Origin of the sequence: Gordonia sp. NPDC058843 (assembly GCF_042743165.1) — a bacterium.
GTDB lineage: Bacteria > Actinomycetota > Actinomycetes > Mycobacteriales > Mycobacteriaceae > Gordonia.
Genome location: NZ_JBHYNC010000001.1, coordinates 268,593 through 286,827, shown reverse-complemented (window position 1 = coordinate 286,827; position 18,235 = coordinate 268,593). Strand labels below are relative to the sequence as shown.

General features: G+C 67.3%; 22 protein-coding genes and 1 riboswitch. Of the genes, 17 read left to right on the top strand and 5 right to left on the bottom strand.

Going from position 1 to position 18,235, the window contains the following annotated elements:
• Positions 1 to 241 precede the first annotated feature (241 nt).
• The 8 genes from rplU to ACFW3F_RS01335 all read left to right on the top strand — a co-directional run bounded on the left by rplU (position 242) and on the right by ACFW3F_RS01335 (position 7,649).
• Positions 242 to 553, top strand: a complete 312-nt coding sequence (rplU, locus tag ACFW3F_RS01370; RefSeq protein ID WP_388053534.1) for a 50S ribosomal protein L21 — start codon at positions 242 to 244, stop codon at positions 551 to 553.
• 37 nt (positions 554 to 590) lie between these two features.
• The gene (gene rpmA / locus ACFW3F_RS01365) at positions 591 to 854 is read left to right on the top strand and encodes a 50S ribosomal protein L27 (RefSeq protein ID WP_004019626.1); all 264 of its coding nucleotides are present in this window, start codon (positions 591 to 593) and stop codon (positions 852 to 854) included.
• Positions 855 to 952: 98 nt separating this feature from the next.
• A complete protein-coding gene (obgE, locus tag ACFW3F_RS01360; RefSeq protein WP_388053532.1) occupies positions 953 to 2,422 on the top strand; it encodes a GTPase ObgE in 1,470 nt (489 codons plus the stop codon).
• A complete protein-coding gene (gene proB / locus ACFW3F_RS01355; RefSeq protein ID WP_388053530.1) occupies positions 2,419 to 3,570 on the top strand; it encodes a glutamate 5-kinase in 1,152 nt (383 codons plus the stop codon). The genes obgE and proB overlap by 4 nt, the downstream gene beginning before the upstream one ends.
• A gap of 85 nt (positions 3,571 to 3,655) precedes the next feature.
• A riboswitch (cobalamin riboswitch) is annotated at positions 3,656 to 3,877 on the top strand.
• Positions 3,878 to 3,912: 35 nt separating this feature from the next.
• A complete protein-coding gene (locus tag ACFW3F_RS01350) occupies positions 3,913 to 5,019 on the top strand; it encodes an ABC transporter substrate-binding protein (RefSeq protein ID WP_388053528.1) in 1,107 nt (368 codons plus the stop codon).
• Positions 5,020 to 5,078: 59 nt separating this feature from the next.
• Positions 5,079 to 6,080 carry a FecCD family ABC transporter permease gene (locus ACFW3F_RS01345; protein WP_388053526.1) on the top strand — a complete coding sequence of 334 codons (1,002 nt, stop codon included), beginning with the start codon at positions 5,079 to 5,081 and terminating at the stop codon, positions 6,078 to 6,080.
• Positions 6,077 to 6,880, top strand: a complete 804-nt coding sequence (locus tag ACFW3F_RS01340; RefSeq protein ID WP_388053524.1) for an ABC transporter ATP-binding protein — start codon at positions 6,077 to 6,079, stop codon at positions 6,878 to 6,880. The genes ACFW3F_RS01345 and ACFW3F_RS01340 overlap by 4 nt, the downstream gene beginning before the upstream one ends.
• Positions 6,873 to 7,649, top strand: coding sequence for a hypothetical protein (locus tag ACFW3F_RS01335; RefSeq protein ID WP_388053522.1), 777 nt, complete (start codon positions 6,873 to 6,875; stop codon positions 7,647 to 7,649). Before ACFW3F_RS01340 ends, ACFW3F_RS01335 begins: the two co-directional genes overlap by 8 nt.
• A 35-nt stretch (positions 7,650 to 7,684) precedes the next feature.
• Here ACFW3F_RS01335 and ACFW3F_RS01330 read toward each other — a convergent pair whose 3' ends face one another.
• Entirely contained in the window at positions 7,685 to 8,563 is an 879-nt protein-coding gene (locus tag ACFW3F_RS01330) for a Sir2 family NAD-dependent protein deacetylase (RefSeq protein WP_388053520.1), read from the bottom strand.
• Positions 8,564 to 8,584: 21 nt separating this feature from the next.
• On the bottom strand, positions 8,585 to 9,202 hold the full coding sequence (locus ACFW3F_RS01325; protein ID WP_388053518.1) for a TetR/AcrR family transcriptional regulator: 618 nt from the start codon (positions 9,200 to 9,202) through the stop codon (positions 8,585 to 8,587).
• A 92-nt stretch (positions 9,203 to 9,294) separates the two neighbouring features.
• On the opposite strand from ACFW3F_RS01325, the gene ACFW3F_RS01320 reads away from it, so the two are divergent.
• The gene (locus ACFW3F_RS01320) at positions 9,295 to 10,149 is read left to right on the top strand and encodes an alpha/beta fold hydrolase (RefSeq protein WP_388053516.1); all 855 of its coding nucleotides are present in this window, start codon (positions 9,295 to 9,297) and stop codon (positions 10,147 to 10,149) included.
• Between the two features lie 44 nt (positions 10,150 to 10,193).
• Here ACFW3F_RS01320 and ACFW3F_RS01315 read toward each other — a convergent pair whose 3' ends face one another.
• From ACFW3F_RS01315 to ectA, 3 genes are all read right to left on the bottom strand, one after another.
• Positions 10,194 to 10,628, bottom strand: coding sequence for an ectoine synthase (locus ACFW3F_RS01315; RefSeq protein WP_388053514.1), 435 nt, complete (start codon positions 10,626 to 10,628; stop codon positions 10,194 to 10,196).
• On the bottom strand, positions 10,625 to 11,896 hold the full coding sequence (ectB, locus tag ACFW3F_RS01310) for a diaminobutyrate--2-oxoglutarate transaminase (RefSeq protein WP_388053512.1): 1,272 nt from the start codon (positions 11,894 to 11,896) through the stop codon (positions 10,625 to 10,627). The genes ACFW3F_RS01315 and ectB overlap by 4 nt, the downstream gene beginning before the upstream one ends.
• Before the next feature lie 237 nt (positions 11,897 to 12,133).
• Positions 12,134 to 12,661 (bottom strand): diaminobutyrate acetyltransferase, encoded by a 528-nt coding sequence (gene ectA, locus ACFW3F_RS01305; protein WP_388053510.1) that lies wholly within the window; start codon positions 12,659 to 12,661, stop codon positions 12,134 to 12,136.
• Between the two features lie 164 nt (positions 12,662 to 12,825).
• Here ectA and rsmD point away from each other — a divergent pair, with 164 nt between their 5' ends.
• The 8 genes from rsmD to ACFW3F_RS01265 all read left to right on the top strand — a co-directional run bounded on the left by rsmD (position 12,826) and on the right by ACFW3F_RS01265 (position 18,197).
• Positions 12,826 to 13,377, top strand: coding sequence for a 16S rRNA (guanine(966)-N(2))-methyltransferase RsmD (rsmD, locus tag ACFW3F_RS01300; RefSeq protein WP_388053508.1), 552 nt, complete (start codon positions 12,826 to 12,828; stop codon positions 13,375 to 13,377).
• Positions 13,378 to 13,393: 16 nt separating this feature from the next.
• Positions 13,394 to 13,882 carry a pantetheine-phosphate adenylyltransferase gene (coaD, locus tag ACFW3F_RS01295; protein WP_388053506.1) on the top strand — a complete coding sequence of 163 codons (489 nt, stop codon included), beginning with the start codon at positions 13,394 to 13,396 and terminating at the stop codon, positions 13,880 to 13,882.
• 119 nt (positions 13,883 to 14,001) lie between these two features.
• Entirely contained in the window at positions 14,002 to 14,853 is an 852-nt protein-coding gene (locus ACFW3F_RS01290; protein ID WP_388053504.1) for a DivIVA domain-containing protein, read from the top strand.
• A 93-nt stretch (positions 14,854 to 14,946) separates the two neighbouring features.
• Positions 14,947 to 15,588, top strand: a complete 642-nt coding sequence (locus tag ACFW3F_RS01285; protein WP_388053692.1) for a YceD family protein — start codon at positions 14,947 to 14,949, stop codon at positions 15,586 to 15,588.
• On the top strand, positions 15,581 to 16,306 hold the full coding sequence (rnc, locus tag ACFW3F_RS01280; protein ID WP_388053502.1) for a ribonuclease III: 726 nt from the start codon (positions 15,581 to 15,583) through the stop codon (positions 16,304 to 16,306). Before ACFW3F_RS01285 ends, rnc begins: the two co-directional genes overlap by 8 nt.
• Before the next feature lie 36 nt (positions 16,307 to 16,342).
• Positions 16,343 to 17,260, top strand: a complete 918-nt coding sequence (gene mutM / locus ACFW3F_RS01275; RefSeq protein ID WP_388053500.1) for a bifunctional DNA-formamidopyrimidine glycosylase/DNA-(apurinic or apyrimidinic site) lyase — start codon at positions 16,343 to 16,345, stop codon at positions 17,258 to 17,260.
• A 171-nt stretch (positions 17,261 to 17,431) separates the two neighbouring features.
• Positions 17,432 to 17,890, top strand: coding sequence for an OsmC family protein (locus tag ACFW3F_RS01270; protein WP_388053498.1), 459 nt, complete (start codon positions 17,432 to 17,434; stop codon positions 17,888 to 17,890).
• A gap of 4 nt (positions 17,891 to 17,894) precedes the next feature.
• On the top strand, positions 17,895 to 18,197 hold the full coding sequence (locus tag ACFW3F_RS01265; protein WP_388053497.1) for an acylphosphatase: 303 nt from the start codon (positions 17,895 to 17,897) through the stop codon (positions 18,195 to 18,197).
• The last annotated feature ends 38 nt before the right edge of the window (positions 18,198 to 18,235 follow it).

Sequence of the window (18,235 nt, the reverse complement as noted above, 5' to 3'; positions counted from 1 at the left end):
ACCCGACGACCGGCGTTCCCGTAACCTTGGAAAGTCGCCTCCCGCGGAGGGTCTGCGCTGTTCTGCCCGCTTCGGCACGGCAACGGTGCGAATCCCGTCGGCAGGCCCTCTGGTGCGAACCGCAGCTTCCCCGGCCCACGTGACCGGGTGCCCTGCGGCCCGCCCCGGCACGCACAACACAAACGCCCCAGAAGCGCCCGCGCTTCGAGGGTCCGAGTAGACGAGTAAGAGGAATACTTCGATGGCAACGTACGCGATCGTCAAGACCGGCGGAAAGCAGTACAAGGTCGCTGAGGGCGACACTGTCAAGGTCGAGAAGATCGACGGAGCGGTCGGCACCACGGTGAGCCTGCCGGTCGCGTTGGTCGTCGACGGGTCGGACCTCACCACCGATGCCGACAAGCTGGCCAAGATCTCCGTCACCGGCGAGGTCGTGGAGCACGTCAAGGGCCCCAAGATCCGCATCCACAAGTTCAAGAACAAGACCGGCTACCACAAGCGCCAGGGTCACCGTCAGAAGCTGACGGTCCTCAAGGTCACCGGCATCAAGTAGTTCGACAGCTTCGAGAAGACCTCAGGAGGACTGACACATGGCACACAAGAAGGGCGCGTCCAGCTCGCGCAACGGTCGCGATTCCAACGCCCAGCGGCTCGGTGTGAAGCGCTTCGGCGGCCAGCAGGTGAGCGCGGGCGAGATCCTGGTCCGCCAGCGCGGCACCAAGTTCCACCCCGGCGTGAACGTCGGACGCGGCGGCGACGACACCCTGTTCGCGCTGGCTGCCGGCGCGGTGGAGTTCGGCTCCAAGCGTGGCCGCAAGACGGTCAACATCGTCCCGGAAACCGCTTCGGTCTGACCTGAGCAACCGGCACGACAAGCCTTTTCACAGGGCGGGCAGGGTCATCACGTACCCCGCCCGCCCTGTTTTGTTTTATTGAACGGAAGAAGGATTCGATGTCACGGTTCGTCGACCGCGTGACCATTCATGTCGCGGCGGGCAACGGCGGCCACGGCTGCGCCTCGGTGCACCGGGAGAAGTTCAAGCCGCTCGGTGGACCGGACGGCGGCAACGGCGGCAACGGCGGGTCGGTGCGACTCGTCGTGGACCCCCAGGTGCACACGCTGCTCGACTTCCACTTCCACCCACATGCCAAGGCGGGCAACGGTAGACCCGGAGCGGGTGACAACCGCGACGGCGCCACCGGCGAGGACCTCGTCCTCAAGGTCCCCGACGGTACCGTCATCCTCGACGATCACGGAGCGATCCTGGCCGACCTCGTCGGTGAAGGTACGACCTTCGACGCTGCGCAGGGTGGCCGCGGGGGGCTCGGCAACGCGTCGCTGGCATCCCGGGCCCGCAAGGCTCCCGGGTTCGCACTGCTCGGCGAGGAAGGGCAACAGCGCTCGCTCGTCCTCGAACTCAAGTCCGTGGCCGACGTGGGTCTCGTCGGGTTCCCGTCGGCGGGCAAGTCCTCGCTGGTGTCGGTGCTCTCGGCGGCCAAGCCGAAGATCGCGGACTACCCCTTCACCACCCTCGTCCCGAACCTCGGGGTCGTGCAGACCGCGGGCGATGTGTTCACCATCGCCGACGTCCCCGGTCTCATACCGGGAGCCTCGACCGGCCGCGGCCTCGGACTCGAGTTCCTCCGTCACCTCGAGCGCTGTGCGGTGCTCGCGCATGTGGTCGACTGCGCCACACTGGAACCCGGGCGCGATCCGATCTCCGACATCGACGCGCTCGAGGCCGAGCTGGCCGCCTACGTGCCGGCACTCGACGAGGACCACGGACTCGGCGATCTCGCATCCCGCCCCCGCGTGGTGATCCTCAACAAGCTGGACGTTCCAGACGCCGCCGAGCTCGCCGATCTGATCGAACCCGAACTGGCAGAACGCGGGTGGCCGGTGTTCCGGATCTCGGCCGTCGCCCACGAAGGTTTGCGTGAGCTCACGTTCGCGCTCGCTCGGATGGTGCGCGAGTACCGGGAAGCGCAGCCCGCCAAGGTCGCTCGGCGCGCGATCATCCGGCCCAAGGCCGTCGACGACACCGGCTTCACGATCGAGGCAGATCCGGACAACGAGGGCGGCTTCATCGTCCGGGGTACGCGCCCGGAGCGCTGGATCGCGCAGACGCAGTTCGACAACGACGAGGCCGTGGGTTACCTGGCCGACCGGCTCAACCGGCTCGGCGTCGAGGACGAACTGGTGCGCCGTGGTGCCGAACCGGGCGCTCCCGTCACGATCGGGGCCGTCACCTTCGACTGGGAACCGTCGACCCCGATGGGCGACGACGTCCCGGTCACCGGCCGCGGCACCGACATCCGACTCGACCGCTCCGACCGGGTGGGCGCTGCCGAGCGCAAACAGGCTCGGCGGCTGCGGCGCGGTCTACCGGACGAGGACGGCGGGGAACGGGACCTCCCGTGACCGCCGGGTTCGCCGACCAGGTCCACGACGGGTCGGTGCGCGACCGGATCGCACACGCGCGCAGTGTCGTCGTGAAGATCGGGTCGTCGGCGCTGACCGATCTCGCCGAGGGACTCGACCGCAATCGCCTCGACGCCCTGGCCGACGCTCTCGAGGCGCGGATGCGGGCCGGGTCGGACGTGATCGTCGTGTCGTCCGGGGCCATCGGCGCCGGTATCGCACCCCTCGGACTCAAACGACGCCCGACCGACCTCGCCACGAAGCAGGCAGCAGCCAGCGTAGGACAATTGGCCCTCGCGCATGCGTGGGGCACGTCGTTCGCGCGGTACGGCCGTACGGTGGGTCAGGTCCTGCTCACCGCCGACGACATCTCCAACCGCAGTCACCACGCGAATGCGCAACGCACACTTGATCGTCTGCGTTCACTCGGTGCGGTCGCGGTGGTGAACGAGAACGACACGGTGGCCACCAACGAGATCCGCTTCGGCGACAACGACCGACTGGCCGCGCTCGTCGCCCACCTGTCGGGAGCCGACGCGCTCATCCTGCTCTCCGATGTCGACGGCCTCTACGACGGTGACCCACGCAAGGTCGATGTCGACGGCCGTCGCGCCCGCCTCATCCCGGAGGTCAACGGCCCCGAGGACCTCGACGGGGTGATCGCCGGTTCCGGCGGTGCGCTCGGGACCGGTGGGATGGCATCCAAACTGGCCGCCGCGCGACTGTCGGCCGATGCGGGTGTGCCCGTGTTGCTGGCCGCGGCATCGTCCGCGGCACAGGCGCTGGCCGACGCGTCGGTCGGAACGGTGTTCGCCGCGCGCGCCGAGCGGTTGTCCGCTCGACGCTTCTGGGTGCGTCACGCCGCGGATGCCCGCGGACGGATCGTGCTCGACGACGGTGCGGTGGACGCGGTGTCCCGCAGGCGGCGTTCGCTGCTCGCCGCGGGGATCGTCGGGGTCACCGGCAAGTTCTTCGAGGGTGACGTCGTCGAACTGGTCGACCAGTACGACACCGTGCGGGCCAGGGGAGTCGCGGCCTACGGGATCGACGACGTGACGTCGATGGTCGGCCGTTCCACGCGCGACCTCCCACCCGAGCTGCAGCGTGCGGTGGTCCACGCCGACGACCTGGTGGTCGTGTCGCGCTGACGCGCGAATCACCGGCACCCGGCGACGCGACGAGATCGTGCACGGGTACCCTTCCACGTGCCGGTCCAACGATGGCCGATCCGAGCGAACCGTGTCCTGCACGGGTCGCCGACTTCGACCTCGTGGGCGCAAGAGGGAATCCGGTGCGAATCCGGAACTGTCCCGCAGCGGTGAGAGGGAACGACGCCGTCATCAAGCACTGGGCATGAGCCCGGGAAGCGACGGCGGAGGCCACCCTCGGCGGACGTCCATCCGTCGATGAGGAATGCCCCGAGTCCGAATACCTGCCGGCCGCCTGTGCATCAGCGCAGACGCGACACACGTGGCCGAGGAGCCGGACAAATGAAGAACGACATGAACTGGCGCGTGCTCGCGCGCCGGTGGGTAGCCGCGACCGCGGTGGCCATCGCACTGATCACCGCGGGCTGCTCGGCGCCGGCCTCGACCGGAGAGAGCCCGGGATCGGACCCGATCACGATCGTCGACGATGCGGGTCGCACCGTGACACTCGACGGCCCGATCGACACGGCGGTCGTCGCCAATCGGTACAACAGTGAGCTCATCCGTGCCATGGGTTCGATCGACAAGGTCGTCGCCGTCGACACCAACACCGCACAGGATCGCGCCTATTGGAGCCGATTCGACCCGGACCAGGTGATCGGCAAGGGCCAGAGCGAGCTCAACCTCGAGAAGATCATCGAGCTCGACCCCGACGTACTCATCCTTCCCCGGAACGGCAGGGTCGAGGAGTACGCGCAGAAGCTGACGCCCGCGGGTATCAACGTCCTGACCGTGACCGGATGGGACAACGAGAACATCGTGGGTCAGGTCGACATCCTGGGTACGGCGTTCGGCAATCCCGACGGCGCGCGGAAGGTCATCGACTTCTTCACCACCACACAGGCTTCCGTGGATGATCGGATCGGTGGGATCGCCCCGCGCAAACGGGTCTACTGGGAGTATGGTGACCCCTACACCACGGCTGTCCCGGGCACCTCGAACGATGGATGGCACAACATGATCGTCTCGGCGGGTGGGGTGAACATCTTCGGCGATCCGGGATTCCAGGGCGACACGGTCGACCCCGAGCAGATCCTGCGTGCCGACCCCGACCTGATTCTGAAGACGACATCCGGTGGTGCGCTGAAGAACACGGGCGTCTACACACCGCCGCCGGCCGGCGAGTTCGCCAGGATCGGTCGCGAGATGGTCGACCGGCCCGGCTGGGGTGACCTGGCCGCGGTCCGTGGTGGCAACGTCCATCTCATGACCGGTTTCGCCGGCGGCGGCCTCGGCAAGGTCATCGGGACGGTCTACCTCGCGAAGGCTCTCTATCCGGCCCAGATGGCCGATGTCGACGCCGACGCGGTGTTTGCCGACTGGATGGCGATGCAGGGTATGGCCCCGGTCGACGGACACTTCCACACCGTCGCCCCGGGTCGGGCCTGATCGTCGAGACGGCGCCTCCGGCAACGATTCTGGCGGGTGCGCGCCGTCGTCGCCGGGTGGTGACCGCCGCCTCGGTGCTGGTGACCGCGGTGCTGGCCTGGGCGGGGATCGTCAACGGGGTCACCGACATCGATTCGGCGCGGTTGCTGGCGACCCTTCTCCCGGCCGGAGAGCACGTCGCCGACCCTCTCGACCGGGCCGAGTGGGTCGCCCTCGTCCAGCTGCGCCTCCCACGGATCGTGATGGCCGTCGTCGCGGGAGTCGGCCTCGCACTGTGCGGCGCGACGATGCAGATCATCACCGGCAACCCGATGGCCAGCCCGTTCACCACCGGAATCTCGAACGCGGCCGCCTTCGGCGCGTCGCTGGCGATCCTGGGCGGGCTCACCGTGGCCGGGTCCACGATGCTGGGGACCGTGTTGTGTGCGTTCGTCGGCGCGGTCCTGTGCTCGCTGCTGGTGCTCGCCATCGCCGGTGTCACCAGGATGGGACCCACGGTCCTCATCCTGGCGGGCATCGCCCTGAGCTATTTGTTCGCCGCACTGGCCGCGAGCGTGCAGTACGTCGCCGACGAGCAACAACTCGCATCGATCATCCACTGGACGTTCGGTGATCTCGGCCGGGCGTCATGGCCGCAGATCGCGGGTGCGTCGGTCGTCGTGTGCGCCGCCGCGGTGCACACGCTCAGCAATGCGCGCAACTACACACGTCTGGTCGCCGGCGACGAGGTGGCGCGTTCGCTCGGAGTGCCGGTGGGACGCCTACGTGTCGAAGTGGGCGTGATCGTCACGGTGGTCGCCGCGACGATCATCAGCATCACCGGTGTCATCGGCTTCGTCGGGCTGGTCGCGCCGCACATCGCTGCGATGCTCGTCGGCAGCGACGAGCGGTATCGGCTGCCACTGGCCGCACTGGTCGGCGCGGCCCTCCTACTGGCCGCCGACCTGGTCGGACGGCTCGTGCTGAGTCCGGTGATCATCCCGGTCGGGATCGTCGTGTCGCTGGTCGGTGTCCCGCTGTTCGTCTGGCTCATCCTCCGCGAAGGACGGTGGGCCCGGTGACCGGTCATCTCGTCGAAGGCCGCGCCCTGGAGGTTCGAGGACTCGTCGCGGCATACCGTCGCCGCGGTGCCCCGGTGCTTCGCGGCGTCGACGTCGATGTCCGGCGCGGTGAGGTCGTCGGTGTCCTGGGTCCCAACGGATGCGGCAAGTCGACGCTGGTCAAGTCGGTGTGTGGGGTACTCACCCCGCGCGCGGGGACGGTAGTCGCCGACGGCGTGGACGTGATGCGTCTCCGGCCGTCGCGACGAGCCGGGATGCTCGGATACGTTCCGCAGCAGGAGTTCTCGACGGGCGCACTCACGGTCGCAGATTCCCTGTCTCTCGGGTTGGATCGTCGAACACTCGGTGCCGCCGCGGTCGCCGACGTCGTCCTGGGGGTCGCATCCCGGCTCGACCTGTCCGATCTACTTCTCCGCCGTGTGGTGGAACTCAGTGGGGGACAACGGCAACGAGTCCTCATCGGCCGTTCCCTGGCCATCGGGACCCCGTATCTGCTCCTCGACGAGCCGGTCAGCAGTCTCGACCTCCGCTATCAGCTGGAGATCATGCAGACAGCCGGTGATCTGGCGCGTGCGGAGGGCGTCGGTGTGCTCGTCGTCCTGCACGACCTCAACCTCGCGGCCGCTTTCTGCGATCGGGTGGTCGTGCTGGACAGGGGGCGTGTCCACGCCGAGGGCGCGACGCGTGAGGTTGTCACCGAAGCCCTCGTTCATGAACTCTACGGACCGGTCGCCGACGTCGTGGAACTCCGCGGCGAGCGTTTCGTCTTACCCAGAACGGAGGGATACCGACGTGTCTGAACGGAGCGGGATGGACCTCGACGGCATGGTGGCGGACCTGAGTCGCCTGGGCCCGCCGTTTCGCGTGCGGGGTCGCGGCGACGACGCGGCTCCGGGCGCGGATCAGGAGGTCTTCGAGGCGGCGCGGCTTGCCGATCCCGCGGACGGCGAGGCTGATCGGATGGTGCGGCGGCATGCAGCTGCCCGCGGAATGGCGGTCGGCAGACACGTCGGATCGCTTGTGTTCCAGCGGTATTGCCATCGGGTGTGCGGCGTGGCCGTCGCGGCGTGGGTGCGGCATGACGCGATTCTCGATCTCACCGCACCGAACACCGCGATGGTCTTCGTCGACGGAACCCCCGACGTCGTCCAACTACACGCCGTGGCAGGCCGGCCGGAGGCCACGGCAGAGGACGTCGTCGAGACCGTGGTCGACGGGCACCTGCTTCTCGTGGCGCGGTCGGTGAGTGCCGGTACCGGACCCGGACTCGGGAATCTGTGGGGCAACATCGCAGCCGGTTTCGCCGGGGCGTTTCGCACGCTGTCGCGATTCCACGATGCCGAGATGCTCCGTGGTCGCGCGGAGGAGCTCGCGGCGACCCATGCGGAACTCGATCGAGGCGGGACCTATCGGAGTCTGTCCGGCCCCCGTGGGACGCGACTGCACTACGACCGCCGCAGTTGTTGCCACTGGTACGCCGCGCCGGACGGAAAGTTCTGCTCGTGGTGCTGCCGACTCGACGCCGCCGAGCGTACGGCGCGGTTCCGCGACAGCATGGCCGCGGAATGATCCTCGGGAGCCGACGGCCGGAATACCACGACGGGTCAGAACGTCGCCAGCGCGGGGAGTACGAAACCGGCTTCGTGATCGATCTTGAGCGTCGCGAGCTCGTCGGCGCGGGTCGCGCCGCGGTTGACGATGACCAGCGGCTTGCCGGCGCGGTGCGCGCGCCGCGCGAATCGCAGGCCGGACATCACGGTGAGCGAGGACCCCACCACCACTAGCGCATCGGCGTCGTCGACAACCGAATACGCTTCGTCGACAACATCTCTGGTCACCGTCTCGCCGAAGTAGACGATGTCGGGCTTGAGGATTCCGCCGCAGTTCGGGCAGTCGATCATCACGAAGTCCGAGGTGTCGGAGAGAGTGGCATCGGCGTCCGGGGCAACCTCGATGGCACCGTGTCCGCGAACCCGACTCGCGAACTCGCTGTTGACCTCCTCGAGCTCCTCGGCGAGCCGGTGCCGAGAGATCCGCCAGTCGCAGTTCAGACAACGAACGCGGCCGTAACACCCGTGGAGTTCGATGACACCGCGCGTGCCGGCCTTGGTGTGCAGCATGTCGACGTTCTGCGTGAGGACCCGGGACATCCAGCCGCGCTGCTGGAGCTCGGTGAGTGTCGCATGGGCGCGGTTGGGGACGGCGGCGTCCATGTGCCGCCAGCCGAGGTGATTGCGGGCCCAATAGTGGCGCCGGAAGTCGGCGGAGGACAGGAACATCTCGAGGGTCATCGGCGTCCGCGGCGGTGACCCGGGACTCCGGTAGTCGGGGATGCCGGAGTCGGTGGAGATCCCGGCACCGGTCAGCACCGCGAAACGGCGACCGGCGAGGATGTCGGCGGCCAGCGCGATCCGGTCCGCGACGTCGTCGTCGAGGGGTGTGTGCTCGGCCGGGGTGGAGCCGAGCTGAAGACGAGTACGCACCCTGCCCAGGATAGGCCCGACTCAGACCGCGTCGGCCCGGGCGATCGTCGTTGCGGTGTGCGCGATGAACCACTGCTCCCATCGGTCGGCACTCCAGCCGCGCTCCCGGACGAGACGGAGCCACAGGGTCCTGGAGGCGAGCATCCACATCGAATCGACCGTGACATCGTCCGGCTCTCGGTCGAGCACGAGCGTGAGCGCCCAGCGGACCTCGTTCCAGCGGGTCTGCTCGCGCGCGTCGCGGAGTGCGGCCGCCTCGCTGTCGGTGACCGCGGCTTCGTCGAGAACGTGCTGGATGGCTGCCGAGCGGAGGTGGGCATCGCGCAGCCATGATGCGGCGGCCTGAATGCGTGCGGGCCGCTCACCGCGTCCCATGGCCTGGTAGCCGACACTGTCGCGAACCGGGACATCCTCGTCTCGCCGCAGGGCCGAGACGATACAGGCGTCGAGCAGATCGAGCTTGTTGTCGAACTGTCGGTAGACGGTCGGACGGGTGAGTCCGGCGCGGGTCGCCACCCCCGACATGGTCGTCGCCACCCACCCGTCTTCGCAGAACATCTCGGTGGCGGTGTCGAGGACGAGAGTGCGGTTCTCGCGGGCACGTTCCGTTCGGAGTTCCGATGAGTAGGACCTGGCCACGACGATGAGTCTAGACAAAATTCAAAAGACACTGTGTACTTTGAATTGCTGGTGGCCCGACTCGGGTGCCACCACTTCGGGCGGGAGCAACGATGAATCACTTCCAGGTACCGACGAAGCTGGGGCGCATAGACGTCCGGAGCGTGGGTGACGGACCTCCGGCGGTGCTGTGGCACAGCATGTTCGTCGATTCGGGGGCCTGGGACCGCGTCGTCCCAGGGCTGGCAGCGCACCGACGTCTGTTCCTCGTCGATGCGCCGTGGTGTGGGGAGAGTGACAAGTCGGCCGAGCCAGCTGACATCGCGGCATGCGTGGACGCCGCGCTCGCGGTCATCGCGAGGATTCGGGAGATGACGGGTTCGGCGGCGGTGGACTGGGTCGGCAACGCCTGGGGAGGGCATGTCGGCATGCACCTGGCCGCGGTCGAGCCGGCGCTGGTCAACACCCTGGTGGCGATGAGCGCGCCGACCGGTCCGATCGATCGGGACCTACGACGCCGGATCCGGCTCCTGCTGCCGATCTACCGGGTCATCGGAGCACGCGGACCGGTGTGGTCGGCGATGGCGACGACACTGTTCACCGACCACACACGCCGCGACGATCCCGAGGCGATCGACATGCTGCGACGTTCGGTCCGGGTCTCCGGTCGGTCGATGATCCCGGCCATCAGGACCGCCATTCTGCACCGCACCGACCTGACCTGGGCGGCCGAGGCGATCTCGTGTCCGGTCCTGTTCGTGACGACCGATGATCGGGGCGAGTGGACGCCCGACGAGGCGCGTGCGGTGGCGCGCACCATGCATGATGCGCGCGAGGTCACCGTCCGCGGGGCCCGGGTGATTCCGGCGGTCGAGCAACCCGCCCAGACCGTCGACGCGGTGCTGGCCTTCTGGAAGGCAAGCGAACGACAATCGCCACCTCCGAGGGCAATCGCAGAGAACATCTAGCGACTGCCACTCGGGGTGGCGATTGGGGAACGCGCGTCAGTCGATCAGGAGGACACGGCCTCGTCGGCGTGCTTGCCGGTCGGCTGCGGCACCGTCACCAACGGGTACACCCCGTTCTCGTCGTGGACCTCGGTGCCGACGACCGGGGGATTGAACACACACAGCATGCGCAGTTCGGTCTCCGCGGTCACTGTGTGACGCTCATGGCCGTCGAGCAGATACATCGTGCCAGGGGCCAGTGGGTAGGTCTCGCCGGTCTCCCGGTCGAGCAGGGTGCCGGTACCCTCGACGAGCCACACGGCCTCCACGTGATTGGCGTAGTGGAATTCGTTGACACTGCCCGCAGCGATGGTCGTCTCGTGGAATGAGAAGCCCACCCGGTCGCCACCGAGGACGATGCGCTTGGAGCGCCAGTTGCCCTTCGGGTCGGCGACGTCGCGGTCGGTACCGGTGATTTCGGCTGTGGTTCGGACGATCATCCGATCACCTCCTTGACTGCATCGGACAGGATGGACAGGCCGCGGTCGAGGTCTTCGCGGGAGATGGTCAGCGGCGGGAGCAGCTTCACCACCTCGTCGGACGGGCCGGACGTCTCGGCGAGCAGTCCCGCCCCGAAGGCCTGCGCGCAGACCTTGCCAGCTGCGGTGTGGTCGTCGAACGCGAGTCCGCGGACCATGCCGCGACCGCGGGTCGAGATGCCGTCGTAGCGGCTGCACAGGTCGGTGAAGACCTCATAAATACGCTCACCCTTGGCGTGGATCTCGCGGGTCAGGGCGTCGTCGGCCCAGTAGGTCTCGATGGCCTTGGCCGCGGTCACGAAGGCCGGGTTGTTGCCGCGGAAGGTGCCGTTGTGCTCGCCGGGGGTCCACACGTCGAGCTCCGGCTTGAACAGGGTCAGTGCGAACGGCAGCCCGTAACCGCTGATCGACTTCGACAGGGTGACGATGTCGGGCTTGATACCGGCTTCCTCGAACGAGAAGAACTCCCCGGTGCGGCCGCAACCCATCTGCACGTCGTCGACGATCAGCAGGATGTCGCGACGCTCACAGAGCTCGGACAGCGCACGCAGCCACTCGGCGCGGGCGACGTTCACGCCGCCCTCACCCTGAACCGTCTCCACGATGACCGCGGCCGGACGGTTCAGGCCGCTGCCCGAGTCGTCGAGCACGCGCTCGAACCAGTGGAAGTCCTCCATGACGCCGTCGAAGTAGTTGTCGAACGGCATCGGGGTTGCGTGGACGAGGGGGATGCCGGCGCCGGCGCGCTTCATCGAGTTGCCGGTCACCGACAACGACCCGAGGGTCATGCCGTGAAAAGCGTTGGTGAAGCTGATGATCGAGGTACGTCCGGTCACCTTGCGGGCGAGCTTCAACGCTGACTCGACCGCGTTCGTACCCGTCGGCCCGGGGAACTGGATCTTGTAGTCCAGTCCACGCGGCTCGAGGATGTGGCTGGTGAACTTCTCGATGAAGTTCCCCTTGGCGACGGTCGCCATGTCGAGGCCGTGTGTGATGCCGTCAGCCTCGATGTACTCGAGGAGCGCCTTCTTCAGGACCGGATTGTTGTGGCCGTAGTTCAGCGAACCGGCGCCGGCGAAGAAGTCGAGGTACTCACGACCATCCTGGTCCTTGATGTACGAGCCCTTGGCGGTGGTGAACACAGCAGGCCAGTTACGGCAGTAGCTGCGCACCTCCGACTCATGGGTGGTGAAGATGGAGTCGTCGATCTGGGTGTCGAGAAGTTGCATTTCTTGTGCTTCCTTCTGGTGTGACAGCGTGGGGCTTGAGGTGTGCCCGGCTCGAATTCGCTTCGTTGCGATCGCCGGGTCGGACTGGTCCCCACGGGGCGGGGTCGGCCGATGATCGAGATGTCATCGGGGACAATCGATCACGGGGTCTGTGTCCGATAAATGGTGTGCGGGCTGGAGTCCCGGACGCACAGCGCCCACCTGCGATCGGCGCAGGCGGACCCAGTGCTCAAAACCTCAGGGCTCGGGGATCTCCGGCTCGAGCATGTAGAGGTCCTCCGGCTCGTGTGAGTCGGGGAAAGTGTTGGCTGCGAACAGGTCTCGACGCTCGAAACGGAGTCCGCGGGACTTCGCCACCGACTCGAAGAGGCGCTGCGACGGAACGTTGTCCGGGCTGATGGTCGTGTGCATGGCCACCATGCCGTGCCGGTTGACGCGGTCGAACAGCTGATGCAGCATCGTCGCGGCGATGCCGTGTCCACGGACCTCGTCGTCGACGGCGACCTGCCAGACCATCAGGGTGGAGGGGTCGCTCTGCCGACGGTAACCGGTGACGAAACCGACTGCGCGGCCGTCCACTTCGGCAACAATTGAGGTAGTGGCGAAATCGTGGCACCACAGGACGTAGGAGTAGCTCGAGTTGACGTCGAGAACCTTTGAGTCCGAAGCGATTTCCCAGAGGCGGGTGCCGTCGTCGACCGTTGGTGTGCGGTAGTCGACGGCAAGGGTGGTTGTCGGGGCCGATCTTGTGTGGGAAGGGCTCATAACGCATTCGACGTTAACAACGCGTGTCGGGGAAGTCATGTACCAGCGGAAATTGGTCCGCTGAACTCCTACCTTGTCCCTGATCAGACGTGCAATGTGAAGTGGGTCACAAAGACGTGATTCACGATTGGTTCGGGCGGCTCCCCGGGTTGCAGAATGGCTCCATGACGAGGATCATCGCCGGCCGGCTGGGCGGCCGTCGGCTGCGTGTCCCGGGAGAGGGCACTCGGCCCACATCCGACCGGGTTCGAGAGTCGGTGTTCAACATGCTCGCCGCGAGATCCGATCTGGACGGGGTCTGGGTGCTCGACCTGTATGCCGGATCGGGGGCGCTGGGCTTGGAGGCGATCTCGCGTGGAGCGGAGGGTGCAACCTTCATCGACTCCGGGCGTCGGGCCGCCGCCACGATCGCCGCGAACGTCAATGCCTGTGGTGTGGCCTCGACCACCACCGTACATACGCGTCCCGTGTCCGCCTACCTCGCCGGCGCACCGGAGCGACGGTTCGGGCTGGTCTTCTCCGACCCGCCGTACGACCTCGGTGCCGACCGGGTCGCCGAGGATCTCGCCCTGCTGACCACTCACCTGGCCGACGACGCTCTGGTGGTCCTCGAGCGCTCGGCGCGATCGACCGGAGAGGTCTGGCCGCCGGAGTACGAGGTGGTCGTCGGCAAGTCCTACGGCGACACCCGGGTGGAGATCGCACGCCTGGTCTGACCGGTAAGTTCGGGCCATGACGACGGCAGTGTGTCCCGGTTCCTTCGATCCCTTCACCCTCGGTCACCGATACGTGGTCGAACGCGCCGCAGCGTGTTTCGACGAGGTCGTGATCACCGTGGTGGTCAATCCCAACAAGCGCGGCATGTTCGGCGTCGACGAGCGGATAGAACTCATCGCCGAGGACTGTTCGGACCTGGCGAACGTGCGCGTCGACCGGTGGGAGGGGCTGCTCGTCGACTATCTGCGTCAGGAGTCGATCCACACGATCGTGAAGGGTCTGCGCTCCGCGGTCGACTTCGACTACGAGGTACCGATGGCGCAGATGAACCGCGAGCTCGCCGACGTGGAGACGGTCTTCCTCCTCACCGACCCGCGATTCGCCCACGTGTCCAGTTCGTTGGTCAAAGAGGTGGCGAAGTTGGGTGGCGACGTCACGCCGTTCCTGTCCGGACATGTGCACGACCGCCTGATGGGCCGACTGTCGGGAGAGCGGTCGGCTTGACCCGGGACGCGGATCGCGACACACCCCACGCGCTTCACGAGTCACAGGCGCATCATTCGGCACAATAGTCACAGATTCACCAATTGTTGCAACCAGGCAAGCGCCGGATTGGGGTGGCTGTGTACCGGGTATTTGAGGCTCTCGACGAGCTGGTGGCGATCGTCGAAGAGGCACGGAGCGTGCCGATGACCGCGGGCTGCGTCGTTCCGCGCGGCGATGTGCTCGAACTCCTCGACGACATCAAGGACTCCATCCCCGGCGAGCTCGACGACGCACAGGACGTCCTCGATCAGCGCGACACGCTGATCGGCGATGCGCGCGAGCACGCCGAGACAACGGTGTCGAAGGCGGACTCGGAGTCCGAGGCGGTGCTCGCGCACGCCCGCGCCGAGGCCGACCGGATCCTCTCCGAGGCCAAGGCGCAGGCCGACCGGATGGTCGACGAGGCGAGCGCACACTCCGGTTCGCTCGTCGAGGATGCTTCGGAGGAAGCCCATCGCCTGCAGACGAGTGCGGCGCGGGAGTTCGAGGCGGTCACCGGTCGTGCACGAGCCGAGGCGCAGCGCACCATCGACGCGGCCAACAACTCCTACGACAAGTCCGTGGCCGACGGCATCGCCGAGCAGCAGCGCCTCGTCTCCGAGACCGAGGTGGTCGGCGCGGCGAAGTCCGAGGCCGAGCGGATCATCGATGCCGCACATGCCGAGGCGGATCGTCTGCGGGGAGACTGCGACGTCTATGTCGACGAGAAGCTCGCCCAGTTCGAAGAGGTCCTGACCGGCACGCTGCGTTCGGTGAACCGGGGTCGGCATCAGCTGCGCACCGGCGCCGGGATGCACGACTATGTCGAGTACCCGCGGGGCGTCGACGAGTCCGGGCGGTCCGAGGGTCGAGGCGACGGTTCACGATCGCGCGAGACGTCGACCCGCCACACCTACGACCGTGACCACGGTTCGCCGCTCGCGGTGTGACACGCTCGGCGACCCGGCTTTCCACACACCGTCGGCGTCGGTCGATCATTCCGGGGCGCGAGCGTATGGTGGGCGTCTGTGGCTGATCATGCTGTGACATCAGAGCCGTCGCACGGTCCCGGTTCGAACCCGAAGCGCGAGCCGTTCGTGCTGGATGTGCGTTCGATGGGACGCCGCCCGGGCACCATGTCCGAGGTGCATCGCACCGCCCGGACACCCGCGCGACTCGGCGTCGAGATGGTCGGGATTCCCGCGGATTCCGATGTCGATCTCGATCTCCGCCTCGAGGCGGTGTCCGAGGGAATCCTGGTGACCGGGACGGTGTGTGGTGAGACGGTCGGTCAGTGCTCGCGCTGTCTCGAGCCGGTCGACGGGACGGTGACGGTTTTCCTCACCGAGCTGTTCGCCTACCCGGACAGCGCCACCGAGCAGACGACCGACGCAGACGACATCCACCGCATCGCCGACGACCGCATCGATCTCGAGCAATCGATCATCGACGCCGTGGCGCTCGAACTGCCGATGTCACCGCTGTGCTCACCGGACTGCCAGGGCCTGTGTCAGGTCTGCGGAGTCCGTCTCGCGATCGCCGAACCCGGCCACGCCCATGAGCTCATCGACCCGCGCTGGGCCGGCCTCGCGAACAAGTTCGCCGACCTCGAGACGAACGATCCGGCTCCGGAAGGCGATGCCGCCGAGACCGCAGATCCCGACCGGAAACGACATCGTGACTGAGGCCGTACGCGAGGACGGTCCGCGTTCCGCACTGCTCGACGCCCTGGACACCGACATCCCCGACGATCTCCTCACCCTGGCGCTGACCCACCGGTCCTACGCGTACGAGCACGGTGGGCTGCCCACCAACGAGCGCCTGGAGTTCCTCGGCGATTCGGTGCTCGGTGTCGTCATCACCCAGCGTCTGTATCTGCGATATCCCGATCGGCCCGAGGGTGAACTCGCGAAGATTCGGGCCAGCGTCGTCAACATGCACGCACTCGCCGATGTCGCGCGCGGTCTCGGGGACGAGGGCGGACTGGGCAAGTATCTGTTCCTCGGCCGCGGTGAGGAGATGACCGGCGGTCGTGACAAGGACTCGATCCTGGCCGACGGCCTGGAGTCGCTGTTCGGCGCGGTGTTCCTCAGCCACGGACTCGAGACGTCACAGCGCGTCATCTTGCGCCTGTTCGACGAGCGACTGGACCATGCCGGCCGACTCGGCGCGGGGTTGGACTGGAAGACCTCGCTCCAAGAACTGAGCTCCGAGCGCGGGTTCGGGCCGCCGCAGTATCAGATCAGTGCGACCGGGCCCGACCACAACAAGGAGTTCACCGCCACCGCGCTGGTCGCCGGCGAGAGTCTGGGCGAGGGTGTCGGCCGGACGAAGAAGGAAGCGGAGCAGCAGGCCGCTGCGCACGCCTGGAAAGTGCTCACCGAGCGCGCTTCCGCATCGTGAACTCCTGCCCAGTGCACCGGCTGACCGCGGCGCGGCATGCCTGAACTACCTGAGGTCGAGACCGTCCGTAGCGGTCTCGAGTCCCATCTCGTCGGTCGCGCGGTCACCTCGACGGAAGTGCTGCATCCGCGTGCGATCCGTCGTCACATCGGCGGTGAGCCGGATCTGATCGGTCGACTGGCCGGTAAGCAGGTGACCGGGGTCCGTCGGCGAGGCAAGTATCTGTGGATCGACCTCGCCGACGGCGCCGACCGGGCGGCGCTCGTGGTCCACCTCGGGATGAGCGGCCAGATGCTGATCGCACGGGCCGGTACGCCCGACCACACCCATCTGCGGGTCCGTGCGGTTCTCGACGACGAGAACGAACTCCGCTTCGTCGACCAACGGACCTTCGGCGGTTGGCATCTCGACGATTACACCCCGGATGTGTATGCGCTGCCGGGTGATCCGAGCACAGGCGACCCGGCGACCGCCGACGTCCCGGTGTCGGTGGCGCACATCGCGACCGACCCCTTCGACCCGGCCTTCGACGTCGAACGGGTCGTGAACCGTATGCGCGCCAAGCACTCCGAGATCAAGCGCGTCCTCCTGGACCAGACGGTGATCTCCGGGGTGGGCAACATCTACGCCGACGAGGCGCTGTGGCGGGCACGCCTGCACGGGGCCCGGATCGCGGAGACGATCAGCCGCAAGAAACTGCGCGAACTGATCGACGCCGTCACCGACGTGATGGCGGCGGCGCTGAAGGTCGGCGGCACCTCTTTCGATGCCCTCTACGTGAATGTCAACGGACAGTCCGGGTACTTCGAGCGCTCCCTGAACGCCTACGGGCGGGCAGGGGAGCCGTGCCGACGCTGCGGGGCGATCATGCGCCGGGAACAGTTCATGAACCGCAGCTCGTTCTTCTGTCCGCGGTGCCAGCGGCCACCGAGTGCACGATCGGACGCGCGCTGACCCATCCGACTGTCGCTCACTGTTTCCGTTCCTGCTCAGACTTTTTCGGTGAGCGGGAACGGAAGCCGTGAGCGGTGGTGCGGCACCGGGAACAATCTCTGAACCGCAGCTCTTACTATTGGTCGCGGTATCAGCGCCGCCTGCCGGAGAATTTTGAGAGGACCGCCTTCGATGACCACCGAAGCAACTGCCCCCACGTCCGGGGCCCCCGCCGATCAGGTCCACACCGACCTCTGGGTCGAGCGCACCGGCACCCGCCGGTACACCGGACGCAGTTCGCGCGGGGGCGAGGTGCTGATCGGCTCGCAGGATGTCGAGGGTGTCTTCACCCCGGGTGAACTGCTCAAGATCGCACTGGCCGCATGCACCGGCATGTCGTCGGACCGGCCGTTGGCGCGTCGCCTCGGTGACGACTACGACGCGACGATCCGGGTGAGCGGCGACGCAGACCGCGACAACGAGGTCTACCCGCGCATCGAGGAGATCCTCGAGATCGACCTGTCCGAACTCGAACCCGATGCCGCGGCCCGCCTGCTCGTCGTCGTCGAGCGCGCCATCGACGCGGTGTGCACCGTCGGACGCACTGTGAAGGCCGGCGCCGAGGTGGATCTGCGGATTCAGACGGACTGACGCCATGACAGACGAGACCCGGAGCGAGGGCGCCGACCGCATTCGGCTCACCGCGCATGTCCACGGACATGTGCAGGGCGTGGGGTTCCGGTGGTGGACCAGGTCGCGCGCTCTCGAACTCGGTCTCGTCGGCTATGCCTCGAATCAGGCCGATGGGCGGGTGCTGGTCGTCGCGGAGGGGCCACGGGACTCCGCTGTCGCTCTGCTCGATGCGCTGCGGTCCGGCGCCACTCCGGGACGGGTCGACCTGGTGGTCGAGCGTGTGGATGAACCGCGCGGGGACCTCGAGGGCTTCGTCGAACGGTGAGCGGGGCGGAGAAACACGTCACGATGGTGAGTAGTCTG

What these genes read in the sequence shown, in the direction of transcription:
- rplU (WP_388053534.1), top strand. Translation starts at nt 242, where the DNA reads ATGGCAACGTACGCGATCGTCAAGACCGGCGGAAAGCAGTACAAGGTC.
- rpmA (WP_004019626.1), top strand. Translation starts at nt 591, where the DNA reads ATGGCACACAAGAAGGGCGCGTCCAGCTCGCGCAACGGTCGCGATTCC.
- obgE (WP_388053532.1), top strand. Translation starts at nt 953, where the DNA reads ATGTCACGGTTCGTCGACCGCGTGACCATTCATGTCGCGGCGGGCAAC.
- ACFW3F_RS01350 (WP_388053528.1), top strand. Translation starts at nt 3,913, where the DNA reads ATGAAGAACGACATGAACTGGCGCGTGCTCGCGCGCCGGTGGGTAGCC.
- ACFW3F_RS01320 (WP_388053516.1), top strand. Translation starts at nt 9,295, where the DNA reads ATGAATCACTTCCAGGTACCGACGAAGCTGGGGCGCATAGACGTCCGG.
- ACFW3F_RS01315 (WP_388053514.1), bottom strand. Translation starts at nt 10,628, where the DNA reads ATGATCGTCCGAACCACAGCCGAAATCACCGGTACCGACCGCGACGTC.
- ectB (WP_388053512.1), bottom strand. Translation starts at nt 11,896, where the DNA reads ATGCAACTTCTCGACACCCAGATCGACGACTCCATCTTCACCACCCAT.
- ectA (WP_388053510.1), bottom strand. Translation starts at nt 12,661, where the DNA reads ATGAGCCCTTCCCACACAAGATCGGCCCCGACAACCACCCTTGCCGTC.
- rsmD (WP_388053508.1), top strand. Translation starts at nt 12,826, where the DNA reads ATGACGAGGATCATCGCCGGCCGGCTGGGCGGCCGTCGGCTGCGTGTC.
- coaD (WP_388053506.1), top strand. Translation starts at nt 13,394, where the DNA reads ATGACGACGGCAGTGTGTCCCGGTTCCTTCGATCCCTTCACCCTCGGT.
- mutM (WP_388053500.1), top strand. Translation starts at nt 16,343, where the DNA reads ATGCCTGAACTACCTGAGGTCGAGACCGTCCGTAGCGGTCTCGAGTCC.
- ACFW3F_RS01270 (WP_388053498.1), top strand. Translation starts at nt 17,432, where the DNA reads ATGACCACCGAAGCAACTGCCCCCACGTCCGGGGCCCCCGCCGATCAG.
- ACFW3F_RS01265 (WP_388053497.1), top strand. Translation starts at nt 17,895, where the DNA reads ATGACAGACGAGACCCGGAGCGAGGGCGCCGACCGCATTCGGCTCACC.